The following is a 19,783-nucleotide window of genomic DNA, read 5'->3' on the forward strand; positions in this document are numbered from 1 at the left end:
TACACCCGACCATTCCCTTGCCATTCAACGTTTTTTCTCCATGCCGCTTCGGTTGTGTAAACATCGGCATACACCCAGGCGCCGACCTCGTCGCCACAACCGCAGGAAATCCGCCATCCGAGCCTTTGGCATGCCCTTTGCTGTGTCTTCGGACAAGCGAAAGTCCTTCATCCCTCGGGGAGCCAGTCTCATGCGCGTGATCGTTCTGGGCAGCGGCGTCATCGGCGTCACCACGGCCTATTATCTGGCGCGCGCCGGGCATGAGGTGACCGTGCTGGACCGCCAGACCGGTCCGGCGCTGGAGACCAGCTACGCCAACGCGGGCGAGGTATCGCCGGGCTACTCCGCCCCCTGGGCGGCGCCGGGGCTGATGCTGAAGGCCGCCAAGTGGATGATGATGAAGCATTCGCCGCTGGTGATCCGGCCGAAGCTGGATCCGGCGATGTGGTCCTGGTGCCTGAAGCTGCTGGCCAACGCCAACGAGGCGAGCTACCAGCTGAACAAGAGCCGGATGGTCCGCGTCGCCGAATACAGCCGCGACTGCCTGAAGGCCCTGCGCGCCGAGACTGGCATCACCTATGACGAGCGTACCCAGGGCACGCTGCAGGTCTTCCGCACCCAGAAGCAGATGGACGCCGCCGGCTACGACATGGCGGTGCTGGAGCGCTACGGCGTTCCCTACAGCCTGTTCGACCGCGACGGCCTGACCTCGGTCGAGCCGGCGCTGGCCCATGTGAAGGACAAGCTGGTCGGCGCGCTGCACCTGCCGGGCGACGAGACCGGCGACTGCTTCCAGTTCACCGGCAAGCTGGCCGATTACGCCGCCAAGCGCGGGGTGGAGTTCCGCTACGGCGTCTCCATCCGCGGCCTGGAGAGCGACGGGCGCCGGATCACCGGCGTGCAGACCGACCAGGGCACGCTGACCGCCGACAGCTACATCGTCGCCATGGGCAGCTATTCGCCCAAGCTGGTGAAGCCGCTGGGCATCGACCTGCCGGTCTATCCGGTGAAGGGCTATTCGCTGACCCTGCCGATCACCGACGCCGCCCGTGCGCCGGAATCGACGGTGATGGACGAGACGCACAAGATCGCCGTCACCCGGCTCGGCGACCGCATCCGCGTCGGCGGCACGGCGGAGCTGGCCGGCTTCGACCTGACGCTGCGCCAGGGCCGCCGCGGGGCGCTGGACCATGTGGTCAGCGACCTGTTCCCGAACGGCGGCGACCTGTCGAAGGCGGAGTTCTGGACCGGCCTGCGCCCGAACACGCCGGACGGCACGCCGATCCTGGGGCCGACCCACATCCGCAACCTGTATCTCAACACCGGCCACGGCACGCTGGGCTGGACGATGTCCGCCGGCTCGGCCCGCGTGCTGGCCGACGTGGTCGGCGGCCGCCGGACCGACATCGACATGGAAGGCCTCAGCGTCGATCGCTATGGCCGCAAGCCGTCGGTGGCGGTGTCGCGCCCGGCGGCGGTGCGTCCGGCCTGACGGGACAAGGGGACCCGCGCCGCCCGGCGGACGCGGGTCATCGCCAGCTCGAGAAGGGCGGCGTCGGCGATCTCGGCCCCATCGAGCCGATGTCGCCCGCGCCGCCCTTCGCATTTCTCTACCCGGTGTCCGAGGCGCCGGAGATGCAGGATCGCCTCGTAGAGCCGGGTCGCAGGCTCGTTCGTCGAGCGGGCGGTCACGGGTGCACCACCAGGACGATCAGCCGCTTCGGGCCGTGAACGCCGTAGGCCAAAGTCTGCTCGATGTCGGCGGTCTTGCTGGGACCTGACACCAGCAGCACGTTGGTCGGCATCGCCTGCGCCCATCCCTGGTCACGCATGGCTTGCAGGAAGGTGTCGTAGAGAGCGTCGGTGCGCAGTAGCGCGATGTGGATATGCGGGACGAGCGAGAGGGTGCGCGGCTCCTCGGCCGTCGGCCACAGGATCAGGCTGCCGGTCTCGGCGATGGCGCCGCGGGTGGCGGTCAGACCGGCTTCGATCGACTCGAAAAGCTGCGGCTTGAGGTCTTCGAGGGGCCGGTCGTAGGGGATGAGGGTGGGGGCCGGCGTCCGTCCCCTCTCCCCCCCGGGGAGAGGGTTAGGGTGAGGGGGATGCGCGGCGGGACCTTCGGGGGAATCATGCGATGCGTCCCCCTCACCCCGACCCTCTCCCCGGGGGGGAGAGGGGGAATTGGATGCGGGAGAAGCGACGCCCCACCCCTCGACCAACTGCTTCCCCGCCTCCGTCTCCGGCGCGTAGACCAGCGACCCCACACCCTCCTGCGCCAGGAACTCCCGCAGCACCGCCGGCCAGTCGGCTTCTGTCGCGTCGATGAACTCCGTATGCACCGCCTCCATCAGGCGGCGGATGCGGGGCAGGCGCTCCTCGTCCGCCCAGCGCTTCGCCTCGATCGGCGCGAAGTCCGACGCGGGCGGGGTCAGCGGATGGACGTCGCGCGTCTTGCGCAGTTTCGTCAGGATCGAATCGCGGGCATCAGGCATCGGGAATCCCCTTGGCGCGGGCGAGGTCGTGCAGGGTACGGCCGGCGAAGCGCGGCTTGGTGCGGACGTTGGTCCACTCCTTCAGCATCGGCAGAGACGACGGCGCCGCGTTGCCGAGCCTGCTCATCGCCGCCGTCGCGATGCGGTAGGCGGTGGGCGAGGCGTTCATCGCCGCCCAGCCGCTCCACACCATCCTTTCCGCCCGGCTGGCCTTGGCGCCGCCGTCCTTCACCGCACCGCCGGGCTTTACCGCCTCGACCCGCAAACGCCCCATGATCTCGACGATCGGGATCTTCACCGGACAGATCTCGACGCAGGCGTTGCACATGGTGCAGGCGTGGGGCATGGCGCCGCGCTTCTCCAACCCCTCGATCTGCGGCACCAGGATCTTGCCGATGGGGCCGGGGTAGGGCGCCTCATAGGCATGGCCGCCGACCTTGGTGTAGACCGGGCAATGGTTCATGCAGGCGCCGCAGCGGATGCAGCGCAGCGTGTCGCGCAGTTCCGGGTCGGCGTAGATGCCGGAGCGGCCGTTGTCGAGGATGACCAGATGCACCTCGCGCGGGCCATCCTTCTCGCCGTCCTTGCGCGGGCCGGAGATCATGTTGACGTAGGTGGTGATCGGCTGGCCGGTGGCGGAGCGGGGCAGCAGGCTGATCACCGGCGGCACGTCCTCCAGCTTTTCCACCACCTTCTCCAGTCCCATGAAGGCGATGTGGACCGGCGGCACCGTGGTGCACATGCGGCCGTTGCCCTCGTTCTCGATCAGGCAGAGGGTACCGGTCTCCGCCACCGCGGCGTTGACTCCGGACATCCCGACATCGGCGGCCTGGAACTTGGCGCGCAGCACCCGGCGGGCGAGATCGGTCAGGTAGGCCGCATCCTCCCGGCTTTCGGCATCCTTGAGCTTGCGCTTGAACAGATGGGCGATCTGCTTGGTGTTCAGGTGGATCGCCGGCATGATGATGTGCGACGGCATGGTGCCGTCCAACTGCACGATGTATTCGCCGAGGTCGCTTTCCAGCACCTCGATGCCGTCGCTTTCCAGGACGGCGTTCAGGTGCATCTCCTCCGTCACCATCGACTTGCCCTTGACCACCAGCTTGGCGTCGACCCTGTGCAGGATGTCGAGCGCGATGGCGTTGGCGTCATCCGTCGTGGCGGCCCAATGGACGGTGATGCCGTTGCGGGTGCAGTTTTCCTCCAGCTTTTCCAACAGTTCCGGCAGCTTCGCCAGGGCGCGCAGCCGGACCGCGGCGGCCAGCGCCCGCACGCCGTGCCACTCGCCCGCGTCGGCGAACTGGGCGGCGCGCTTGCCCATCAAGCCGTCCATGGCGCGGCGGAAATTGCCGCGCAGCTGCGGATCGGCCAGCGCCGCGCGCGAGGCGGCGGCGAAATCCGGTGCGTTAGCGTCCATGGATGCGCTCCTTCAGGAACTGGGCGATGTGCTGGCCGCGCGCGGCCTTGGCTCCGGCCTCCAGCGCGCCGCCGATGTTCAGCAGACAGCCGCAGTCGCCGGACACCACGCGGGCGGCGCCGGTGCCCTCGATGTCCGCCACCTTGTCGCCGACCATCGCGGCGGAGATCTCCGGGTGGCGCACGGCGAAGGTGCCGCCGAAGCCGCAGCATTCCTTCTCCCGCTTCAACTCGACCAGTTCCACGTTGGCGAGCTGGCGCAGCAGGTCCTTCGGCTCATCGACCACGCCCATCTCGCGCTGGGCATGACAGGAGGCGTGCCAAGTGACGCGTACCGGCTCGCCCTTGTCGGTCAGGCGGACGTCCAGCACATGGACCAGGAACTGCGTCAGCTCCCACACACGCCCCGCCACCTGCACCGCCTTGGCCTCGTCCGGCTCGCCGCGGAACAGGTCGGGCCAGTGCTTCTTCATCATGCCGGCGCAGGACCCGGATGGCACGACGATGGGGTCGCCGCCGGGGAACAGGTCCAGCTGTGCGCGCGCCACCTTCAGGGCGTCGGCGCGGTAGCCGGAATTATACGCCGGCTGGCCGCAGCAGCTCTGCCCCTGCGGGAAGACGACGGTCAGCCCCTGGGATTGCAGCAGCTCGATTCCCGCCATGCCGGCATCCGGAAAGAACAGGTCGACCAGGCAGGTGCCGAAGTAATAGACGCGGGTGGGTTTGGGGGGCTGGTGGTCCATGGGCGTTTCATCACCGTGTCAGTTATTGCCTCCACCCCGACCCTCCCCCGCTGGGCGGGGGAGGGGGCAGGAGCTTGTCGGCGCTCTGGCGGCAGTCCCTCCCCCGCCCAGCGGGAGAGGTTAGGTGGGGGCAAGTGTCCCCCTCAAAAAGCCGGCTCGGCCACCCGCGCCTTCTCCTCCACCTTCGCCGTCGCGCAGGCATCGACCAGATAGACGATGGAGCGGTAGGGCACGCCCGCCGTGTCGGACAGGCCGATCTCGCAGGTGCGGCTGGTGGAGTAGCCCGACGCGCAGCCGTCCGGCACGGCGGCCGGCAGGTGGCGCAACGCGTGGGCGTTCAATTCCGGCGTGGTGAAGCCCTTGTCGCCGGCGAAGCCGCAGCAGCCGACATCGGGCGGCACCACCACCGTCTCGGCACAGGCCTTCGCCACCGCGGTCAGCGCGCCGTCCAGGCCCATGCGGCGGGTGGAGCAGGTGAGATGCAGCATCACCGGTTCCGCCGTCCTGGCGATGTCGAGGCGTGGCAGGGCGAACTCGCCGAGGAACTCCGCCACGTCGAGGATGCGCAGGCCCGCATCGGTCAGGCGCTTCTTCAGTCGCAGGGCGCAGGGGCTGGTGTCCATCACCACCGGGTAACGGCCGCCCCGGCTGGCCTTCGACAGGGCAGCCAGCATGGCGTCGGCCTTGGCGTCCGCGGCTTCTATCAAGCCCTTGCTTTCCAGCGGCATGCCGCAGCATTGGCCGTCCGCCGCCTCCGGATAGAGGATGCGGAAGCCGGCCTTGCGCATCACCGACTCCACGGCCTGCGGCAGCGGGCGCTGTTGCGGGTCGCTGGCGGCGGGGCCCATGGTCCGACTGACGCAGCTGGGGGCGTAGACCACCGTCGGCTGGTCGTCGCTCGCGTCCGGCTCCGATTTCAGCGCGAAGGTCGCGGCAGTGGGCAAGTTGTGCGACAGGGCCGGAAGGGCGCCGCCGGTCAGCACGCGCGCCGCTGCCTGGGTGGCGCCATGGCCGATGGTGCGGCGCGCGAGGTCGGCCAGACGCAGCCCGGCACGGGCGACGCCAAGCGTGCCTTCCATATGGTCGGCGACCAGCGCGCCCGCCTTGCGGGCCACCGCGCCGCGCCGCTCGCCGCGCATGGATTTGATCAGAAGCCCGGTCTCGATCCCCACCGGGCAGGCGGTGGCGCACAGGCCGCAGGCCGCGCAAGTGTCGATGCCTTCATAGTCATAAGCGGCGGCGATCTCGGCCAGGCGGGGGGCGTCGCCGCCGACGGCCTCCAGCCGGGCCATCTCGCGCCGGCCGACGATGCGCTGGCGCGGCGACAGGGTGAGGCGGTGGGACGGGCAGGTCGGCTCGCAAAAACCGCATTCGATGCAGGTGTCGACCAGCGGATCGGCCGGGGGCAGCGGCTTCAGGTTCTTCAGATGGGCCTGCGGGTCGCCGTTCAGGATGACACCGGGGTTCAGCAGCCCGTCGGGATCGAAAAGCTCCTTGATCTCCTTCATCAGCCCATAGGCCTGCGGACCCCACTCCATCTCGACGAAGGGGGCCATGTTGCGGCCGGTGCCGTGCTCCGCCTTCAGCGAGCCGTCGTAGCGCGAGACCACCAGCACGGCGACGTCATCCATGAAGCGGCGGTAGCGGTCGATCTCCGCCTGGGTGTCGAAGGCCTGGGTGAAGACGAAGTGCAGATTCCCTTCCAGCGCGTGGCCGAAGATGATCGCCTCGTGATAGCCGTGGCGGACGAACAGCGCCTGCAGGTCGCGCGTCGCCTCGGCCAGCCGGGGCAGGGGGAAGGCGACGTCCTCGATGATGACGGTGGTGCCGGACTGGCGGATGGCGCCGACCGCCGGGAACAGGCCCTTGCGGATCTTCCAGAAGCCTTCGCAGGCTTTGGCGTCGGTGGTGAAGCTCGTGTCGCCGATGGTGACGCAGCCGGCAAGCACCGCGGCGATCTCCGCCACGTTGGCGTCGAGCGCCGCGGCGCTCTCGGCGCGCGTCTCCACCAGCACCGCCGCCACCTCGGGGTCGAACCCCTTGATTTGCGGCGGCATGCCGGGCCTGTCCTGGATGGAGCGGAGCGAGGCGCGGTCCATCAGTTCGGCGGCATCGACCGGGGCGGCCTTCAGCAGGGCCACCGCACGGCAGGCCTCGGCGATGTCGGGGAAGAACAGCAGGGCGCTGGCCTTGTGCGGATGCTCCGGCACGGTGCGCAGCGTGATGGTGGAGATGAAGCCCAGCGTTCCCTCCGACCCGATCATCAGGTGCTGGAGGATGTCGACCGGGTCCTCATAATCCACCAGGGCGTTCAGGCTGTAGCCGGTGGTGTTCTTGATGCGGAACTTGTCGCGGATGCGGCCCGCCAGCGCCTCGTCGGCGCGGGTACGGGATCCCAGCGCCGCCAGCCGCCCGAGCAGGGCGCCGTGGCTGTCCTGGAAGCGGGCGCGGCTGGCCGGGTCGGCGGTGTCCAGCACCATGCCGTCGGCAAGCACCAGGCGCATCGACTCCAGCGTGCGGTAGCTGTTCTGCGCGGTGCCGCAGCACATGCCGCTGGCGTTGTTGGCGGCGATGCCGCCGATCTTGGCGGTGGCGATGGAGGCGGGATCGGGACCGATCTTGCGCCCCAGCGGGGCGAGACGCCGGTTCGCCTCCGCCCCGATCACGCCGGGCTGCAGGGTGACCGTGACTGCGGCCGGACCGATGGAGCAACCGCGCCAGCCGTCGCCCAGCACCACCAGTACGCTGTCGCTGACCGCCTGTCCCGACAGGCTGGTGCCGGCGGCGCGGAAGGTCACCGGCACGCTATGCCCGCGGGTGATGCGCAGCAGCCGCACCACCTCCTCCTCCGTCTCCACCAGCGCGACGATCTTCGGGATCAGCCGGTAGAAGCTGGCGTCGGTGCCGTAGGCCAGCGTGCGCAGCGGATCGGTGACCAGCCTCGCCTGCGGGAGGACGGACTGAAGCTCGGCCAGCACACGGTCGTAAGGGGCGGGCAGCATTGGCGGCGGCTCCTGCTTGGGGGAGGAGGACGTGGAGGTGGAAGGACCGGCCGATTAGCGGCCGATCACCATCAGCGTGAAGGGCCACAGATAAGCCTGCGCCATCACCAGCAGGCCGACCAGCGCCGTCAGCGCCAGCGAGTGCCAGATGACGAAGCGCAGGATCTTGCCCTCATGCCCATGCCACTTGGTGGCGACGGCGGCGACGACGATGCTCTGGGCGTCGATCATCTTGCCCATCACGCCGCCGGAGCTGTTGGCCGCGGCCATCAGTGTCGGCGGCAGGCCGAGCTGTTCCGACGACACCTTCTGCAGGCTGCCGAACAGCACGTTGGACGCCGTGTCCGACCCGGTCAGCGCCACGCCGAGCCAGCCCAGGAAGGTGCCGAAGAACGGGTAGAAGAAGCCGGAATTGGCGAAGGCGAGGCCCAGCGTGGTGTCCAGCCCCGAATAGCGGGTGGTGTAGCCCAGCGCCAGCATCGCCGAGATGGTCAGCAGCGAGTTGCGGATGGCATAGAGGGTGCGGCCATAGGTCTTCACCATCGCGACCGGCGAATAGCCCATCAGGAAGCCGGAGAGGACGGCGGCGATGAAGATGCCGGTGCCGGTGGCCGACAGCCAGTTCAGCGTGTAGACGGCGGCCTCCGGGTGGGCCTTCGCCACCACCGGGGGAACGCGCATCACCATGTTGTGCAGGCCGTCGATCGGGAACTTGAAGATCGACACGCCGTCGAGGAAGGCCTTGACCTCGGGGATGCCCCACAGGAAGACCAGGACGCTGAGGATGGCCCAGGGCGTCCAGGCGCGGCGGACTTCGGCGGCGCTGTAGCCGTGGCTGCGGCGCGCCTCGCCCTCGACCACGGCGGCACCGGCGGACTGCGTCATGGCGGAGGCGCCGCCGGCGGTGTGCCAGATCGCCTTCGGGTGCCAGACCTTCAGGAACAGGGTGACGCAGACCAGCGAGACGATGGCGGCGGCGACGTCGACCAGCCAGGGGCCGTGATAGTTCGACACCAGATACTGCGGGACGGCGAAGGACACGCCGGCGACCAGGATGGCCGGCCAGATCTGGAGCATGCCGCGCCAGCCGGCGAAGGCGACGATCAGCCAGAACGGCACCAGCACCGAGAAGAACGGCAGCTGGCGGCCGATCATCGCCGACAGGTCGAGCAGCGGCAGGCCGGTGACCGCCGCCAGCGCCAGAACCGGCGTGCCCAGCGCGCCATAGGCGACCGGGGCGGTGTTGGCGATCAGCGACAGGCCCGACGCCGCCAGCGGCGTGAAGCCAAGCCCGATCAGCATGGCGCCGGTCACGGCGACCGGCGTGCCGAAGCCGGCCGCGCCCTCGAAGAAGGCGCCGAAGCAGAAGGCGATCAGCAGGAGCTGGAGCCTTCGGTCGTTGGTGATGCCGGTGATGCTTTCCTGCAGGATCTTGAACTGCCCGCGCTGCTCGGTCAGGTGATAGAGGAAGATGATGTTGACGACGATCCAACCGATCGGCAGCAGGCCGTAAGCCGCACCCAGCAGCGCGGTCTTTCCTGCCATCGCCACCGGCATGCCGAACACGGCGACGGCGACCGCGAGCGCGGTCGCCAAACCCAGCAGGGCGGCGCGGTGCGCCTTCATGTGGAAGATGCCGAGACCGCCCAGCATCACCAGGACCGGCAGCGACGCGAACAGCGTCGACAGCCAGATGTTGTTCATCGGGTCGTAGACTTGCGACCAGCTCATCGTCAGGGGTCTCCTTCTCGGGGAGTGATGTCGGTCCGAACGGTGTGCCGGGCAGGTGCTGGCCGCGTTTGCCCGTGCCCGGCCTTCCTGCGCCGGATTGGCGGCGCGGGTGGAAGGCCGGGCGTTCGGCAAAGCGGAGGCGTTCACCGCCGCCGGGGTTCTGCGGCCCCAGTCTTGCGGTGCGGATGCGCCCTTGCGGGCTGCTGGTCCGTCCTGTCCCGGTACGTGTGGATGCACTTTCCGTCCCGGCGGCTTTGGGGAAGACCCCTTGCCATACGGCGGCGGTGGACATCTCTTATCCATACGGTGTGCGTTGGATAAAATATTTTACCAAACTGTGCAACGGCTGAATCGTTTGCCAATCGACCAACTTTGGTAGGGGGGGTGTTGCTCCCGGTCGGCCGCCGCTCTGGACGCCTGTTGCGTCCATCGTTATTGAAGAGGATCGAGACGTGCAGGGAGAGGCCGCCTACCCAATGCAGGGAACGATCAAACCGGCCAAGCTGGCCGACGCCATTGCCGAGCATCTGGAACGGTTGATCCTGGAAGGCGCGCTCCGTCCGGGCGAGAAGCTGCTGGCCGAACGCGAGCTGGCGGTGAAGCTGGACGTGTCGCGCCCGTCGCTGCGCGACGCGATCGCCAAGCTGGAGGAACGTGGCCTGCTGGTCACCGGGCGCGGCGGCACCCATGTCGCCAGCTTCCTGTCGCAGATCGCCGATCCGCTGATGACGCTGATGCGCAACAAGCCGGATGCGTCTTTCGACTATCTGGAGTTCCGCCGTTCCATCGAGGCGGCGGCGGCCGGGCTGGCGGCGCAGCGGGCGACCGATCTCGACCGCGACGGCATCCGCGCCATCATCGCCCGCATGCAAACCGCCCATGGCAAGGACGACAGTTCGGAAGAGGCCGACTCCGACGCCGACCTGCATCTGGCGATCTACGAGGCGGCGCACAACGTCGTCATGCTGCACATCATGCGGACCCTGTCCGACCTGTTGCGCAACGACGTGTTCTACAACCGCACCGACCTCTATTCCCGGCCGGGGGTGCGCGAACTGCTGCTGCAGCAGCACCTCGCCATCGCCAATGCGGTGCTGGCCGGCGACGCGGCGGCGGCGAGCACGGCGGCGGAGGCCCATGTGGAGTTCACGCTGCAGACCCTGCGCGAGATCCGGGAACACAATGCCCGCGTCCAGGTCTCTCTGCGCCGGATCGGACGGACCGACCTCATCGACAGCGGAGTGTGAGGGAAAGGGCGCCGTTCCATCTGCGTTCTGCCCCGAAAGTCATATGCGGGTAGGTTAAACCCGACTGGCTGCATGGGAATAGCCGGGGTACAGTGTGCGGGAATTCCCCCGTCATCGACGGCTCCGCTCACCGCCCATCCGAGTGCCGCCCCCGTGTCCTCCTCCAAGGTGTCCTCTTCCAAGCTGTCCTCTGCCAAGACGCGCCGTGTCCTGCTGATCGAGGACATGGCCCCGCTCGCCAAGCTCTATGTCGAGTTCCTGCGTGCGGAGGCCCTCGAGGTCGTACAGTGCACCCGCGGGGGGGAGGCGCTGGACGCCGCCGCCGCGTCGTCGCCCGACGCGGTGATCCTGGACCTGAAGCTGCCGGACATGGACGGGTTGGAGGTGCTGCGGGCGTTGCACGCCCGTGATCCCGCGGTGTCGGTGGTCATCATCACCGCCCACGGCTCCATCGATCTGGCGGTGGAGGCGATGAGGCTGGGCGCTTTCGACTTCATCGTGAAGCCTTTCAATGCCGACCGGCTGAACCTGACCCTGCGCAACGCGCTGGAACGGCGGACGCTGGCACGGATGGTGGAAGGATACCGCAAGGACCTGGACCGCGGGCGTTTCCATGGCTTCATCGGCAGTTCGCCGGACATGCAGGCGGTCTACCGCACGATCGAAAGCGTTGCGGCGAGCCGCGCCAATGTCTTCATCACCGGCGAAAGCGGCACCGGCAAGGAAGTGGCGGCCCAGGCGATCCACCGTGCCAGCCCGCGGCGCGACGGCGCCTTCATTGCGCTGAATTGTGCCGCAATTCCAAAGGACCTGCTGGAATCGGAGATCTTCGGCCATGTGAGGGGCGCTTTCACCGGGGCGACGGGCGACCGGCCGGGGGCGGCGCTGCAGGCCGACGGCGGCACGCTGTTCCTGGACGAGATCTGCGAGATGCCGTTCGACCTGCAGAGCAAGCTTCTGCGTTTCGTCCAGACCGGCACGGTCAACCCGGTCGGCAGCGGGCGGGAGGAGCGGGTGGACGTGCGCTTCGTCGCCGCCACCAACCGCGATCCGCTGGCGGAGGTGCAGGCCGGCCGCTTCCGCGAGGATCTCTATTATCGTCTGCACGTCATTCCGCTGGCCCTGCCGCCGCTGCGTGATCGCGGCGGCGACGTGATCGAGATCGCCCGCTCCTTCCTGGTCGACTATGCAAGGGAGGAGGGGAAGGCGCTGACGGCCTTCTCGCCGGAGGTGGAGGCGCGGCTGCGCGCCCATGACTGGCCGGGCAATGTGCGGCAGTTGCAGAATGTCGTCCGCCATGTCGTGGTGTTGAACGACGGACCGCAGGTCACGCTGGACATGCTGCCGCCGATGGGTGGTCCGGAGACAGGCGCCATCCCCCGTGCCGGCGGGGTTTTGCCGGTTGCCGATACTCTGGAGGAGGATGGCGCCGTGCGGCCGCTGTGGCAGGTCGAAAGGGACATGATCCGGAAGGCGCTGCGGCTGTCCGGCGACGATGTGCCGCGTGCCGCCCTGATGCTGGAGATCAGCCCGTCCACCATCTACCGCAAGCTTCAGCAGTGGCGCGCTGCCGAACGTGGCGGTGCCGGCGAGGAGGCCGCATGAGCGGGGTATCCAAAATCCTGGCGGCGGGCGCGGTACCCGCGGCCCTGCCGGCCGACGAAAGCCTGCGGCAGGCGGTTCTGGACTCCTTCCGCATCCTCGATACCCCGCCGGAACCGAGCTTCGACAACATCACCCGGCTTGCCCGGCATTTCTTCCGCACGCGCATCGCGCTCGTCTCCCTGATCGACCGCGACCGCCAATGGTTCAAGAGCCGGATCGGCCTGGAAGCGGCGGAGACGCACCGCGACCTTGCCTTCTGCGCCCACGCCATCCTGCAGGATAGCGTGCTGGTGGTGCCCGACGCGACGCTGGACCCGCGCTTCGCCGGCAATCCGCTGGTCACCGGGGCGCCCGGCATCCGCTTCTATGCCGGCGCGCCGCTGGTGGCGGACGGCCGGAGGATGGGAACCCTGTGCGTCATCGACGACGCGCCCCGTGCCGGTTTCGATGCCCGCGACGCGGAGACGCTGGCCCAGCTCGCCCGGCTGGTGATGGACGAACTGGCGCTGCGCCGTGAGGTGAAACGGCGCGAACAGGCGGAAGCGGAGCTGCGCGACCGCTCGCGCCTGCTGACCCTCGCCGAGGAGATCGGCCAGTTCGGCCATTGGTACATCGACTTCGTCACCGGTGCCCGACGCTGGTCGGACGAGGTCTATCGCATCCTGGGCCTGACGCCGCAGCAGGAATTGCCGACGGTCGAGTTGTCGCGCGCCTGCTATCATCCGGACGACCGCCCGCGTCTGGCCGACCTGGTCGAGCGGGCGCGGACGACCGGCGAGGGGTTTTCGGTCGAGGCGCGCGTCATCCGGCCGGACGGGGCGATGCGCCATGTCTTCGTCCGCGGCGTGACCGAATGCGGGGACGACGGCCGGCCCTCCGGCCTGCTCGGCGTCGTCCAGGACATCACCGAAGCCAAGCGGGAAGAGGCGGAACTGCGGTCGAATCGCGAGCTTCTGGACCTGACGGTCCAGGCGACGCGGGACGGCATCTGGGATTGGAACCTGGAAAGCGGCGGGATCTGGTTCTCTCCCACCTGGAAGGAACAGCTCGGCTATCGCGACGGCGAGCTGGAAAACAGCCTGGACATGTGGGCCGGCCTGATCTTCGAGGAGGACCGGATCGCGGCGCTGGAGATGGTCCGCGCCTACAATGCCGGGCTGGTCCCGAAGTTCGAGGCGGTGCAGCGCTTCCGCCACAAGCAGGGCCATACCGTCTACATCCTCAGCCGGGCCATCCACATCCGCGACCCCGACGGCCGGGTCGTGCGCATGGTCGGCGCCCACACCGACATCACGCGCGAGAAGCTGACGGAAGAGGAACTGCGGCTCGCCAAGCAGACATTGGACGACGCGATCGAGGCGGTGCCGGAGGGGCTGGCCTATTTCGATGCCGGCGACCGGCTGATCCTGTGCAACGAGCGCTACCGCGAGGCTCATCCGCTGACTTCGCCGCTGCTGACCCCGGGGCGATCGTTCGAGGACATCCTGCGCGCCGCCATCGCCAACGGCGAGTTCGCCGGCAACCCGGACCGCGTCAGCGACGAGGCCTGGATCCAGGCCGAATTGACCCAGCACCGCAATCCCGGGCCGCCTTTCGAGCGACAGTTGCCTGACGGCCGCTGGATCGTGGTGGCGGAGAACCGCACCGCCAGCGGCGCGCTGGTCTGCACCCGCACCGACATCACCGAACGCAAGCGCTTCGAGGCGGAGCTGCAGCGTCAGGCCGCCGACATGTGCGCGCTGGCCGAAGGGCTCGACGCCGCCCGCGAGGAGGCCGACGCCCTGCGTGCCCGCGCCGAAGCGGCGACCCAGGCGAAGTCGGAATTCCTGGCGGCGATGAGCCATGAGATCCGCACGCCGATGAACGGCATCATGGGCATGACCGAATTGCTGTTCGATACCGCCCTGACCGAGGAGCAGCGGCAGTTCGCCCAGGCCATCCGCAGCTCCTCGAACGCGCTGCTGACCATCATCAACGACATCCTCGACATCTCCAAGCTGGAGGCCGGCCGCGTCACCATCGAGACGTTGCCCTTCGACCCGGCCGATCTGGTCGAGGGTGTGGTGGAACTGCTGATCCCGCGCGCCCACGAGAAGGGGATCGAGATCGGCTTTTACATCGATCCGCCGCTGCGCCGCACGCTGCTGGGCGATCCGACGCGCATCCGGCAGATCCTGGTCAACCTGGTCGGCAATGCGGTGAAATTCACCGAGCACGGTTCGGTGGCGGTGGAGTTGGAGGTGCTGGACGCCACGGACGCCCATCTTGTCCTGCGGATCACGGTGACGGACACCGGCATCGGCATCCCGGCCGAGGCGCTGCCGACGCTGTTCAATAAATTCCAGCAGGTGGATGGGTCGATCACCCGCAAATTCGGCGGCACCGGCCTGGGGCTGGCGATCTGCCGCCAGCTGTCGGAACTGATGGGCGGCGGCATCTCCGTCGACAGCAGTCCGGGCGCCGGCAGCCGCTTCCTGGTCGATCTGCCGCTGGCCTTGCCGGACGAGGTGCTGCCGCCGGCCGAACGACCGCTGGCGGGGCGGCGCGCCCTGGTGGTGGACGATCTGGGGGTGAATCGCCGGGTGCTGGCTTCGATGCTCGACAACCTGGGCGCCCGGCCGACGGCGGTGGAGAACGGAGCCGACGCGTTCGAGGCTTTGAAACGCGCGGCGGCCGGTGGCCGGCCCTTCGATGTGGTGCTGGCCGATCAGACGATGCCCGGCATGGCCGGCGACGCGCTGCTGGCGGCGGTCGCCGGCGACCCGGCGCTGGCGAAGACGCAGCGCGTGCTGATCGTCATGCCGGGGCCGGCGGCGCGAACCGACGGCGGACCGGCGCCCGGATCGAACCCCGGGGTGATCCATGCCACTCTGAACCGGCCGTTGCGCCAGAGTTCACTGGCGCGCTGCCTGAGCGGACTTTTCGCCATCGCTGTTCCCGCTCCCCCGACCGCTCCGGCCGCCGGGCGGCAGGAAGAGGGGCTGCGCCGTGGCCGCATCCTGCTGGCGGAGGACAACCGCACCAATCAGCTGTTCGCCAGCACGCTGCTGCGCAAGCTCGGCTACGCCGTCGATGTCGCCGAGGACGGCGAGCAGGCGGTGGTGGCGGCTTGCCGCGGCGGCTTCGATCTGGTGCTGATGGACGTTCAGATGCCGGGGATGGATGGGCTGGAGGCCGCGCAGGCCATCCGGGCGCGCGGCGATGCGCTGGCCGTCCTGCCGATCATCGCCCTGACCGCCGATGCCATGCCCGGCACGCGCGAGCTGTGCCTGCGCGCCGGCATGAGCGATTATCTGACCAAGCCGATCAGCCGTGCCGGCCTGCTGTCGGCGCTGGACCCCTGGTTGGGAGAGAAGGCCTCTCCCGCCGCATCGGCGGAGTCCGTTGACGGCGATTGCGGCGGTGGGGATTGCGGCGACGGCGGCGAGGCGCTGGACGAGGCGGTGCTGGCCGATCTGGTGGAAACGGTGGGTGCCGACGATCTGGCGCCGATCATCGACAGTTTCCTCGACGACGTCTCCCGCCGGTTGGAACGTCTCTCGGCGATGGCGGAGGCCGTAGCGGCCGGCAGCGCCGATCTGCGCGCGCTGGCGGGCGAGGCGCATGATCTGTCCAGTCTCGCCGGCAGCTTCGGCGGGATGGCGGTCATGCACCTCGCTTGGCGGATGGAGGTTCTCTGCCGCAACGGCGACAGGGACCAGGCTGCCCGGCTCCTGCCGGTGCTGCTGCGCGGTGCCGTCCGGCTGGAACGCGCTTTGCGCGATCACACCGGCGTAGGGCTGCCGGCGGCCTGAGCGCCCTGCCGGCCGCCGTCAGCCGGTGCCGGGCTGGGTCGAGCCCTCGGTGTCTTCCGCCCGCTCCAGCAATTCCTTCGACGACAGGCCGGCCGGGGTGGCGTCCTGCAGCGTGCCGTCTCCGGGCGTCTTGGTCAGGTCCTCGCGCGGGGAGCGCTCGCCGGCCGGCGTCTGGTCATGGGTGTCCGCGCCGGATTTCTTCGGCTGGGGCATTCCTTCGGAGGGGGTGCGTGTTTGAGGTGTGTCGGTCATGATGTCCTCTGCTATCTTCTGGAGGAGTCAACGACCAGGACGGGTGGGGGTTCCGCTCCCGGGCTCTGTCCTTGCGTCGGACCGGGAGAAGACGGCACCGCGCCGCAGGATGCCGAAGCACGTCTTCCTGAGCGCGCCGAAGACGGGCCAACCACCAAGGTCCGGCAGCGGAGGCCGCGAGCCGCCGCCCAGCCGGCCAGCAAGGAGTGTGAAAAGGTCATGGAATCGAGCAAGCACGCGCCGCATGGCGATGTGACACAGGTCGGCACCGTCACGCTGACCGATGACGCCACCGGCAAGACGCTGAAACTGCCGCTGCTCGGCGGGTCCACCGGTCCCAATGTGATCGACATCCGCAAGCTCTATGCCGAAACCGGCTATTTCACCTACGATCCCGGCTTCACCTCCACCGCCGCCTGCGATTCGGCGATCACCTACATCGACGGCGACGAGGGCGTGCTGCTGCACCGCGGCTATGCCATCGCCGATCTGGCCGAGAACTGCGACTTCCTGGAGGTCTGCCACCTGCTGCTGAACGGCGAACTGCCCAACCCGCAGCAGAAGGCCGATTTCGAGCGCACCATCACCTACCACACGATGGTGCACGAGCAGCTTGCCAAGTTCTACAGCGGCTTCCGCCGTGATGCCCACCCGATGGCGATCATGTGCGGCGTCGTCGGCGCCCTGTCGGCCTTCTACCACGACTCCACCGACATCTTCGATCCGGTGCAGCGCAAGATCGCGGCGCACCGCCTGATCGCCAAGATGCCGACCATGGCCGCCATGGCCCACAAATACACGGTCGGCGAACCCTTCATGTATCCGCGCAACGACCTGTCCTATGCGGAAAACTTCCTCTACATGACCTTCGGCACGCCGTGCGAGGACTGGAAGGTCGATCCGGTCCTGTCGGAGGCGATGGACAAGATCTTTATCCTGCATGCCGACCACGAGCAGAACGCCTCGACGTCCACTGTCCGTCTGGCCGGCTCCTCCCATGCCAACCCCTTCGCCTGCATCGCATCGGGCATCGCGGCCCTGTGGGGTCCGGCCCATGGCGGTGCGAACGAGGCCGTGCTGAAGATGCTGGAGGAGATCGGCTCGGTCGAGCGCATCCCCGAGTTCGTCCGCCGCGCCAAGGACAAGAACGACAGCTTCCGCCTGATGGGCTTCGGCCACCGGGTCTACAAGAACTACGACCCGCGCGCCAAGATCATGCGCGAGACCTGCTATCAGGTTCTCGACCGCCTGGGCATCCAGGACGAGCCGCATCTCGCCATTGCGATGGAGTTGGAGAAGATCGCCCTGTCGGACGAGTATTTCATCGAGAAGAAGCTCTATCCGAACGTCGACTTCTATTCGGGCATCATCCTGAAGGCGATGGGCTTCCCGACCAGCATGTTCACCGTGCTGTTCGCGCTGGCCCGCACCGTCGGCTGGATCAGCCAGTGGAAGGAGATGATCGAGGATCCGGCCCAGAAGATCGGCCGCCCCCGCCAGCTCTTCACCGGCTACGCCGCCCGCCCCTTCGTCCCGCTGGACAAGCGTTGACGGCAGTAGCCCATCTCCGCCTCCAATCCCCTCTCCCCCCCGGGGAGAGGGTTAGGGTGAGGGGGATCCATTTCAGCATCTTTGCGAAGGTCCCGCCGTGCTCCCCCCTCACCCCGCCCCTCTCCCCGGGGGGGAGAGGGGGAATGGCAAGTGCGCCGTGACCCAGCCCCTCCAGCTCGGCCTGTCGGTCGCCGTCGTCGCGGTGACCGGCGGGACGCCGCGCGTGGTGACGGTGCGCAGCGGCTTCACCGTGCCGGAAGATCACCGGCGCGGCGACGAGCCGTTGCCGCATCGCGACGCGCTGCCCGGCGCGCCCTTCGAGCCCGAGCGTTTCCGGACCTTGCAGGATGGTGTCCGCGCGGTGGCCGAAGGCTCGTCGGGATTGGCTCTGCGCTATGTCGAACAGCTCTACACCTTCGGTGACCGCCACCGCGACCCGCATGAGCTGTTCGGTGGTCCGCGCTCGGTGGTCGTCGGCTACCTGGCGCTGGTCCGCGACGGCCCGCTGGGCGGCGACGCCTCGGCCGAATGGCGCGACCTCTACGATCATTTCCCGTGGGAGGATTGGCGCGACCAGCGCCCGCCGCTGCTGGATGGGGTGATCGCCCCCGCCTTGCGCGGCTGGATCGCCTCGGCGCCCGATGGCGAAGCCCGCCTGCGCCGGGCCGAGCGTGCCCAGATGGCCTTTGGGCTGGACGGCGCCGACTGGGACATGGAGCGCGTGCTGGAGCGGTTCGAACTGCTCTACGAGGCCGGGCTGGTGGTGGAATCCTTCCGCGACCGCGATCTCGCGGCACGGATCGACCCTTCGGTGCCTGTCGGCGGACCGATGCCGCGGGCTCTCGGCCGGCCGATGGCGCGCGACGGCCGGCGCATCCTGGCGACGGCGCTGGAAAGGCTGCGCGGCAAGCTGCGCTACCGCCCCATCGTCTTCGAACTGCTGCCGCCCACCTTTACCTTGCACCAGCTCCAGCTGGTGGTGGAGGCGCTGTCGGGCGAGCGGGTGCACAAGCAGAATTTCCGCCGCCTGATGATCTCCGGCGGTTTCGTCGAGCCGACCGGCCGGTACGAAAGCCAGACCGGCGGCCGGCCCGCGGAGTTGTACCGCTTCCGCCGCCAGGCCATCCACGAACGCACCAGCGCCGGTGCCATTCCGTCCGCGGACGGATGAGGGACAGCTCAACCGGAAGCACCCGTCAGAAAGATCGACGCGCGGCATTGGGCGCAGTTGTCAAGGTGCGGTTGCGGGAGGATACTGCTGGAATGGTTTTAATCCCGGACTGTCCATGTCTCACCGCATTCTGATCGCCGACGACCATCCGCTGATGCGCACCGCCCTGACCCAGACCATCGGGCAGGCGATCCCCGGCGCCGAAATCCTGGAGGCCGCGCGCTTCGATCAGATCAAGCCCCTGTTGGACGCGGGCGAGCCGCCGGACGTCATCCTGCTGGACCTGCACATGCCCGGGATGAGCGGGCTGATCGGGCTGATGATGCTGCGGTCCGAGCATCCGGCGATCCCGGTGATCGTGGTGTCGGCGTCGGAGGACCCGGTGACGATCCAGCGCGCCATCGACTATGGCGCCTCCGGCTTCGTGCCGAAATCCGCTCCCAACGGTCAGATCGTCGAGGCGATCCACGCCGTTCTGGACGGCGAGCTGTGGCTGCCCGAGATCAACGGTGGCCCCGAGACCGACGCCCCCGACCCGGCCCGGCGCGCCGCCACCCTGACGCCGCAGCAGCTCCGCGTCCTGGCCGGCATCGCCGAGGGCAAGCTGAACAAGCAGATCGCTTACGAGATGAACGTCGCCGAGACGACGGTGAAGGCCCATGTCACGACGATCCTGCGCAAGCTGGGCGTGCTGACCCGCACCCAGGCGGCAGTGCTGGCGAGCCAGCTCGCCTTGTCCGCCGCGCCGCCGCCGGTGGAGTGAGTGTCGCCTGTCCGCG

General features: G+C 68.6%; 14 protein-coding genes. 7 read left to right on the forward strand and 7 right to left on the reverse strand.

The features are described 5' to 3' along the window. Nucleotides 1–190: 190 nt before the first annotated feature. Nucleotides 191–1,492, forward strand: a complete 1,302-nt coding sequence (locus tag JHL17_RS19055; RefSeq protein WP_200195431.1) for a D-amino acid dehydrogenase — start codon at nucleotides 191–193, stop codon at nucleotides 1,490–1,492. Here the strand turns inward: JHL17_RS19055 and JHL17_RS19060 are convergent. The 6 genes from JHL17_RS19060 to JHL17_RS19090 all read right to left on the reverse strand — a co-directional run bounded on the left by JHL17_RS19060 (nucleotide 1,435) and on the right by JHL17_RS19090 (nucleotide 9,384). Beyond that, nucleotides 1,435–1,692, reverse strand: coding sequence for a hypothetical protein (locus tag JHL17_RS19060; RefSeq protein WP_200195433.1), 258 nt, complete (start codon nucleotides 1,690–1,692; stop codon nucleotides 1,435–1,437). The two genes, JHL17_RS19055 and JHL17_RS19060, sit on opposite strands and share 58 nt — an antisense overlap. After that, complete coding sequence (locus JHL17_RS37145) at nucleotides 1,689–2,492, reverse strand: LutC/YkgG family protein (RefSeq protein ID WP_247893660.1); 804 nt, start codon at nucleotides 2,490–2,492, stop codon at nucleotides 1,689–1,691. The genes JHL17_RS19060 and JHL17_RS37145 overlap by 4 nt, the downstream gene beginning before the upstream one ends. Further along, a complete protein-coding gene (locus tag JHL17_RS19075; protein ID WP_200195435.1) occupies nucleotides 2,485–3,909 on the reverse strand; it encodes a LutB/LldF family L-lactate oxidation iron-sulfur protein in 1,425 nt (474 codons plus the stop codon). The genes JHL17_RS37145 and JHL17_RS19075 overlap by 8 nt, the downstream gene beginning before the upstream one ends. Beyond that, entirely contained in the window at nucleotides 3,899–4,651 is a 753-nt protein-coding gene (locus JHL17_RS19080; RefSeq protein ID WP_200195437.1) for a (Fe-S)-binding protein, read from the reverse strand. The genes JHL17_RS19075 and JHL17_RS19080 overlap by 11 nt, the downstream gene beginning before the upstream one ends. Before the next feature lie 143 nt (nucleotides 4,652–4,794). Continuing rightward, a complete protein-coding gene (locus JHL17_RS19085; protein WP_200195438.1) occupies nucleotides 4,795–7,653 on the reverse strand; it encodes an FAD-binding and (Fe-S)-binding domain-containing protein in 2,859 nt (952 codons plus the stop codon). A gap of 54 nt (nucleotides 7,654–7,707) precedes the next feature. After that, the gene (locus tag JHL17_RS19090; RefSeq protein WP_200195439.1) at nucleotides 7,708–9,384 is read right to left on the reverse strand and encodes an L-lactate permease; all 1,677 of its coding nucleotides are present in this window, start codon (nucleotides 9,382–9,384) and stop codon (nucleotides 7,708–7,710) included. A gap of 476 nt (nucleotides 9,385–9,860) precedes the next feature. On the opposite strand from JHL17_RS19090, the gene JHL17_RS19095 reads away from it, so the two are divergent. The 3 genes from JHL17_RS19095 to JHL17_RS19105 all read left to right on the forward strand — a co-directional run bounded on the left by JHL17_RS19095 (nucleotide 9,861) and on the right by JHL17_RS19105 (nucleotide 16,030). Then, nucleotides 9,861–10,631: an FCD domain-containing protein gene (locus JHL17_RS19095; protein ID WP_200195440.1), complete on the forward strand. Its 771-nt coding sequence runs from the start codon at nucleotides 9,861–9,863 to the stop codon at nucleotides 10,629–10,631. A 225-nt stretch (nucleotides 10,632–10,856) separates the two neighbouring features. After that, the gene (locus JHL17_RS19100; RefSeq protein ID WP_425599636.1) at nucleotides 10,857–12,236 is read left to right on the forward strand and encodes a sigma-54-dependent transcriptional regulator; all 1,380 of its coding nucleotides are present in this window, start codon (nucleotides 10,857–10,859) and stop codon (nucleotides 12,234–12,236) included. Then, nucleotides 12,233–16,030 (forward strand): response regulator, encoded by a 3,798-nt coding sequence (locus JHL17_RS19105; RefSeq protein WP_200195441.1) that lies wholly within the window; start codon nucleotides 12,233–12,235, stop codon nucleotides 16,028–16,030. Before JHL17_RS19100 ends, JHL17_RS19105 begins: the two co-directional genes overlap by 4 nt. Nucleotides 16,031–16,048: 18 nt before the next feature. Here the strand turns inward: JHL17_RS19105 and JHL17_RS19110 are convergent, their stop codons facing one another. Further along, on the reverse strand, nucleotides 16,049–16,282 hold the full coding sequence (locus JHL17_RS19110; protein ID WP_200195442.1) for a hypothetical protein: 234 nt from the start codon (nucleotides 16,280–16,282) through the stop codon (nucleotides 16,049–16,051). Between the two features lie 219 nt (nucleotides 16,283–16,501). Between JHL17_RS19110 and gltA the strand changes: the two genes are divergently transcribed. The 3 genes from gltA to JHL17_RS19125 all read left to right on the forward strand — a co-directional run bounded on the left by gltA (nucleotide 16,502) and on the right by JHL17_RS19125 (nucleotide 19,767). Beyond that, a complete protein-coding gene (gene gltA / locus JHL17_RS19115) occupies nucleotides 16,502–17,833 on the forward strand; it encodes a citrate synthase (protein ID WP_200195444.1) in 1,332 nt (443 codons plus the stop codon). Nucleotides 17,834–17,990: 157 nt separating this feature from the next. Continuing rightward, a complete protein-coding gene (locus tag JHL17_RS19120) occupies nucleotides 17,991–19,004 on the forward strand; it encodes an NrtR DNA-binding winged helix domain-containing protein (RefSeq protein ID WP_200195445.1) in 1,014 nt (337 codons plus the stop codon). A gap of 115 nt (nucleotides 19,005–19,119) precedes the next feature. Next, nucleotides 19,120–19,767 carry a response regulator gene (locus tag JHL17_RS19125; RefSeq protein ID WP_200195446.1) on the forward strand — a complete coding sequence of 216 codons (648 nt, stop codon included), beginning with the start codon at nucleotides 19,120–19,122 and terminating at the stop codon, nucleotides 19,765–19,767. The last annotated feature ends 16 nt before the right edge of the window (nucleotides 19,768–19,783 follow it).

The sequence above is a fragment of the Azospirillum endophyticum genome (genome assembly GCF_016595245.1).
In the GTDB taxonomy this organism is placed as follows: domain Bacteria; phylum Pseudomonadota; class Alphaproteobacteria; order Azospirillales; family Azospirillaceae; genus Azospirillum; species Azospirillum endophyticum.

Excerpts from the sequence above, each read along its gene's own strand:
- JHL17_RS19105 (WP_200195441.1), top strand. The coding sequence starts at position 12,233 with ATGAGCGGGGTATCCAAAATCCTGGCGGCGGGCGCGGTACCCGCGGCC.
- JHL17_RS19110 (WP_200195442.1), bottom strand. The coding sequence starts at position 16,282 with ATGACCGACACACCTCAAACACGCACCCCCTCCGAAGGAATGCCCCAG.
- JHL17_RS19075 (WP_200195435.1), bottom strand. The coding sequence starts at position 3,909 with ATGGACGCTAACGCACCGGATTTCGCCGCCGCCTCGCGCGCGGCGCTG.
- JHL17_RS19080 (WP_200195437.1), bottom strand. The coding sequence starts at position 4,651 with ATGGACCACCAGCCCCCCAAACCCACCCGCGTCTATTACTTCGGCACC.
- JHL17_RS19055 (WP_200195431.1), top strand. The coding sequence starts at position 191 with ATGCGCGTGATCGTTCTGGGCAGCGGCGTCATCGGCGTCACCACGGCC.
- JHL17_RS19095 (WP_200195440.1), top strand. The coding sequence starts at position 9,861 with ATGCAGGGAACGATCAAACCGGCCAAGCTGGCCGACGCCATTGCCGAG.
- JHL17_RS19090 (WP_200195439.1), bottom strand. The coding sequence starts at position 9,384 with ATGAGCTGGTCGCAAGTCTACGACCCGATGAACAACATCTGGCTGTCG.
- JHL17_RS19125 (WP_200195446.1), top strand. The coding sequence starts at position 19,120 with ATGTCTCACCGCATTCTGATCGCCGACGACCATCCGCTGATGCGCACC.
- JHL17_RS37145 (WP_247893660.1), bottom strand. The coding sequence starts at position 2,492 with ATGCCTGATGCCCGCGATTCGATCCTGACGAAACTGCGCAAGACGCGC.
- JHL17_RS19085 (WP_200195438.1), bottom strand. The coding sequence starts at position 7,653 with ATGCTGCCCGCCCCTTACGACCGTGTGCTGGCCGAGCTTCAGTCCGTC.
- gltA (WP_200195444.1), top strand. The coding sequence starts at position 16,502 with ATGGAATCGAGCAAGCACGCGCCGCATGGCGATGTGACACAGGTCGGC.
- JHL17_RS19100 (WP_425599636.1), top strand. The coding sequence starts at position 10,857 with ATGGCCCCGCTCGCCAAGCTCTATGTCGAGTTCCTGCGTGCGGAGGCC.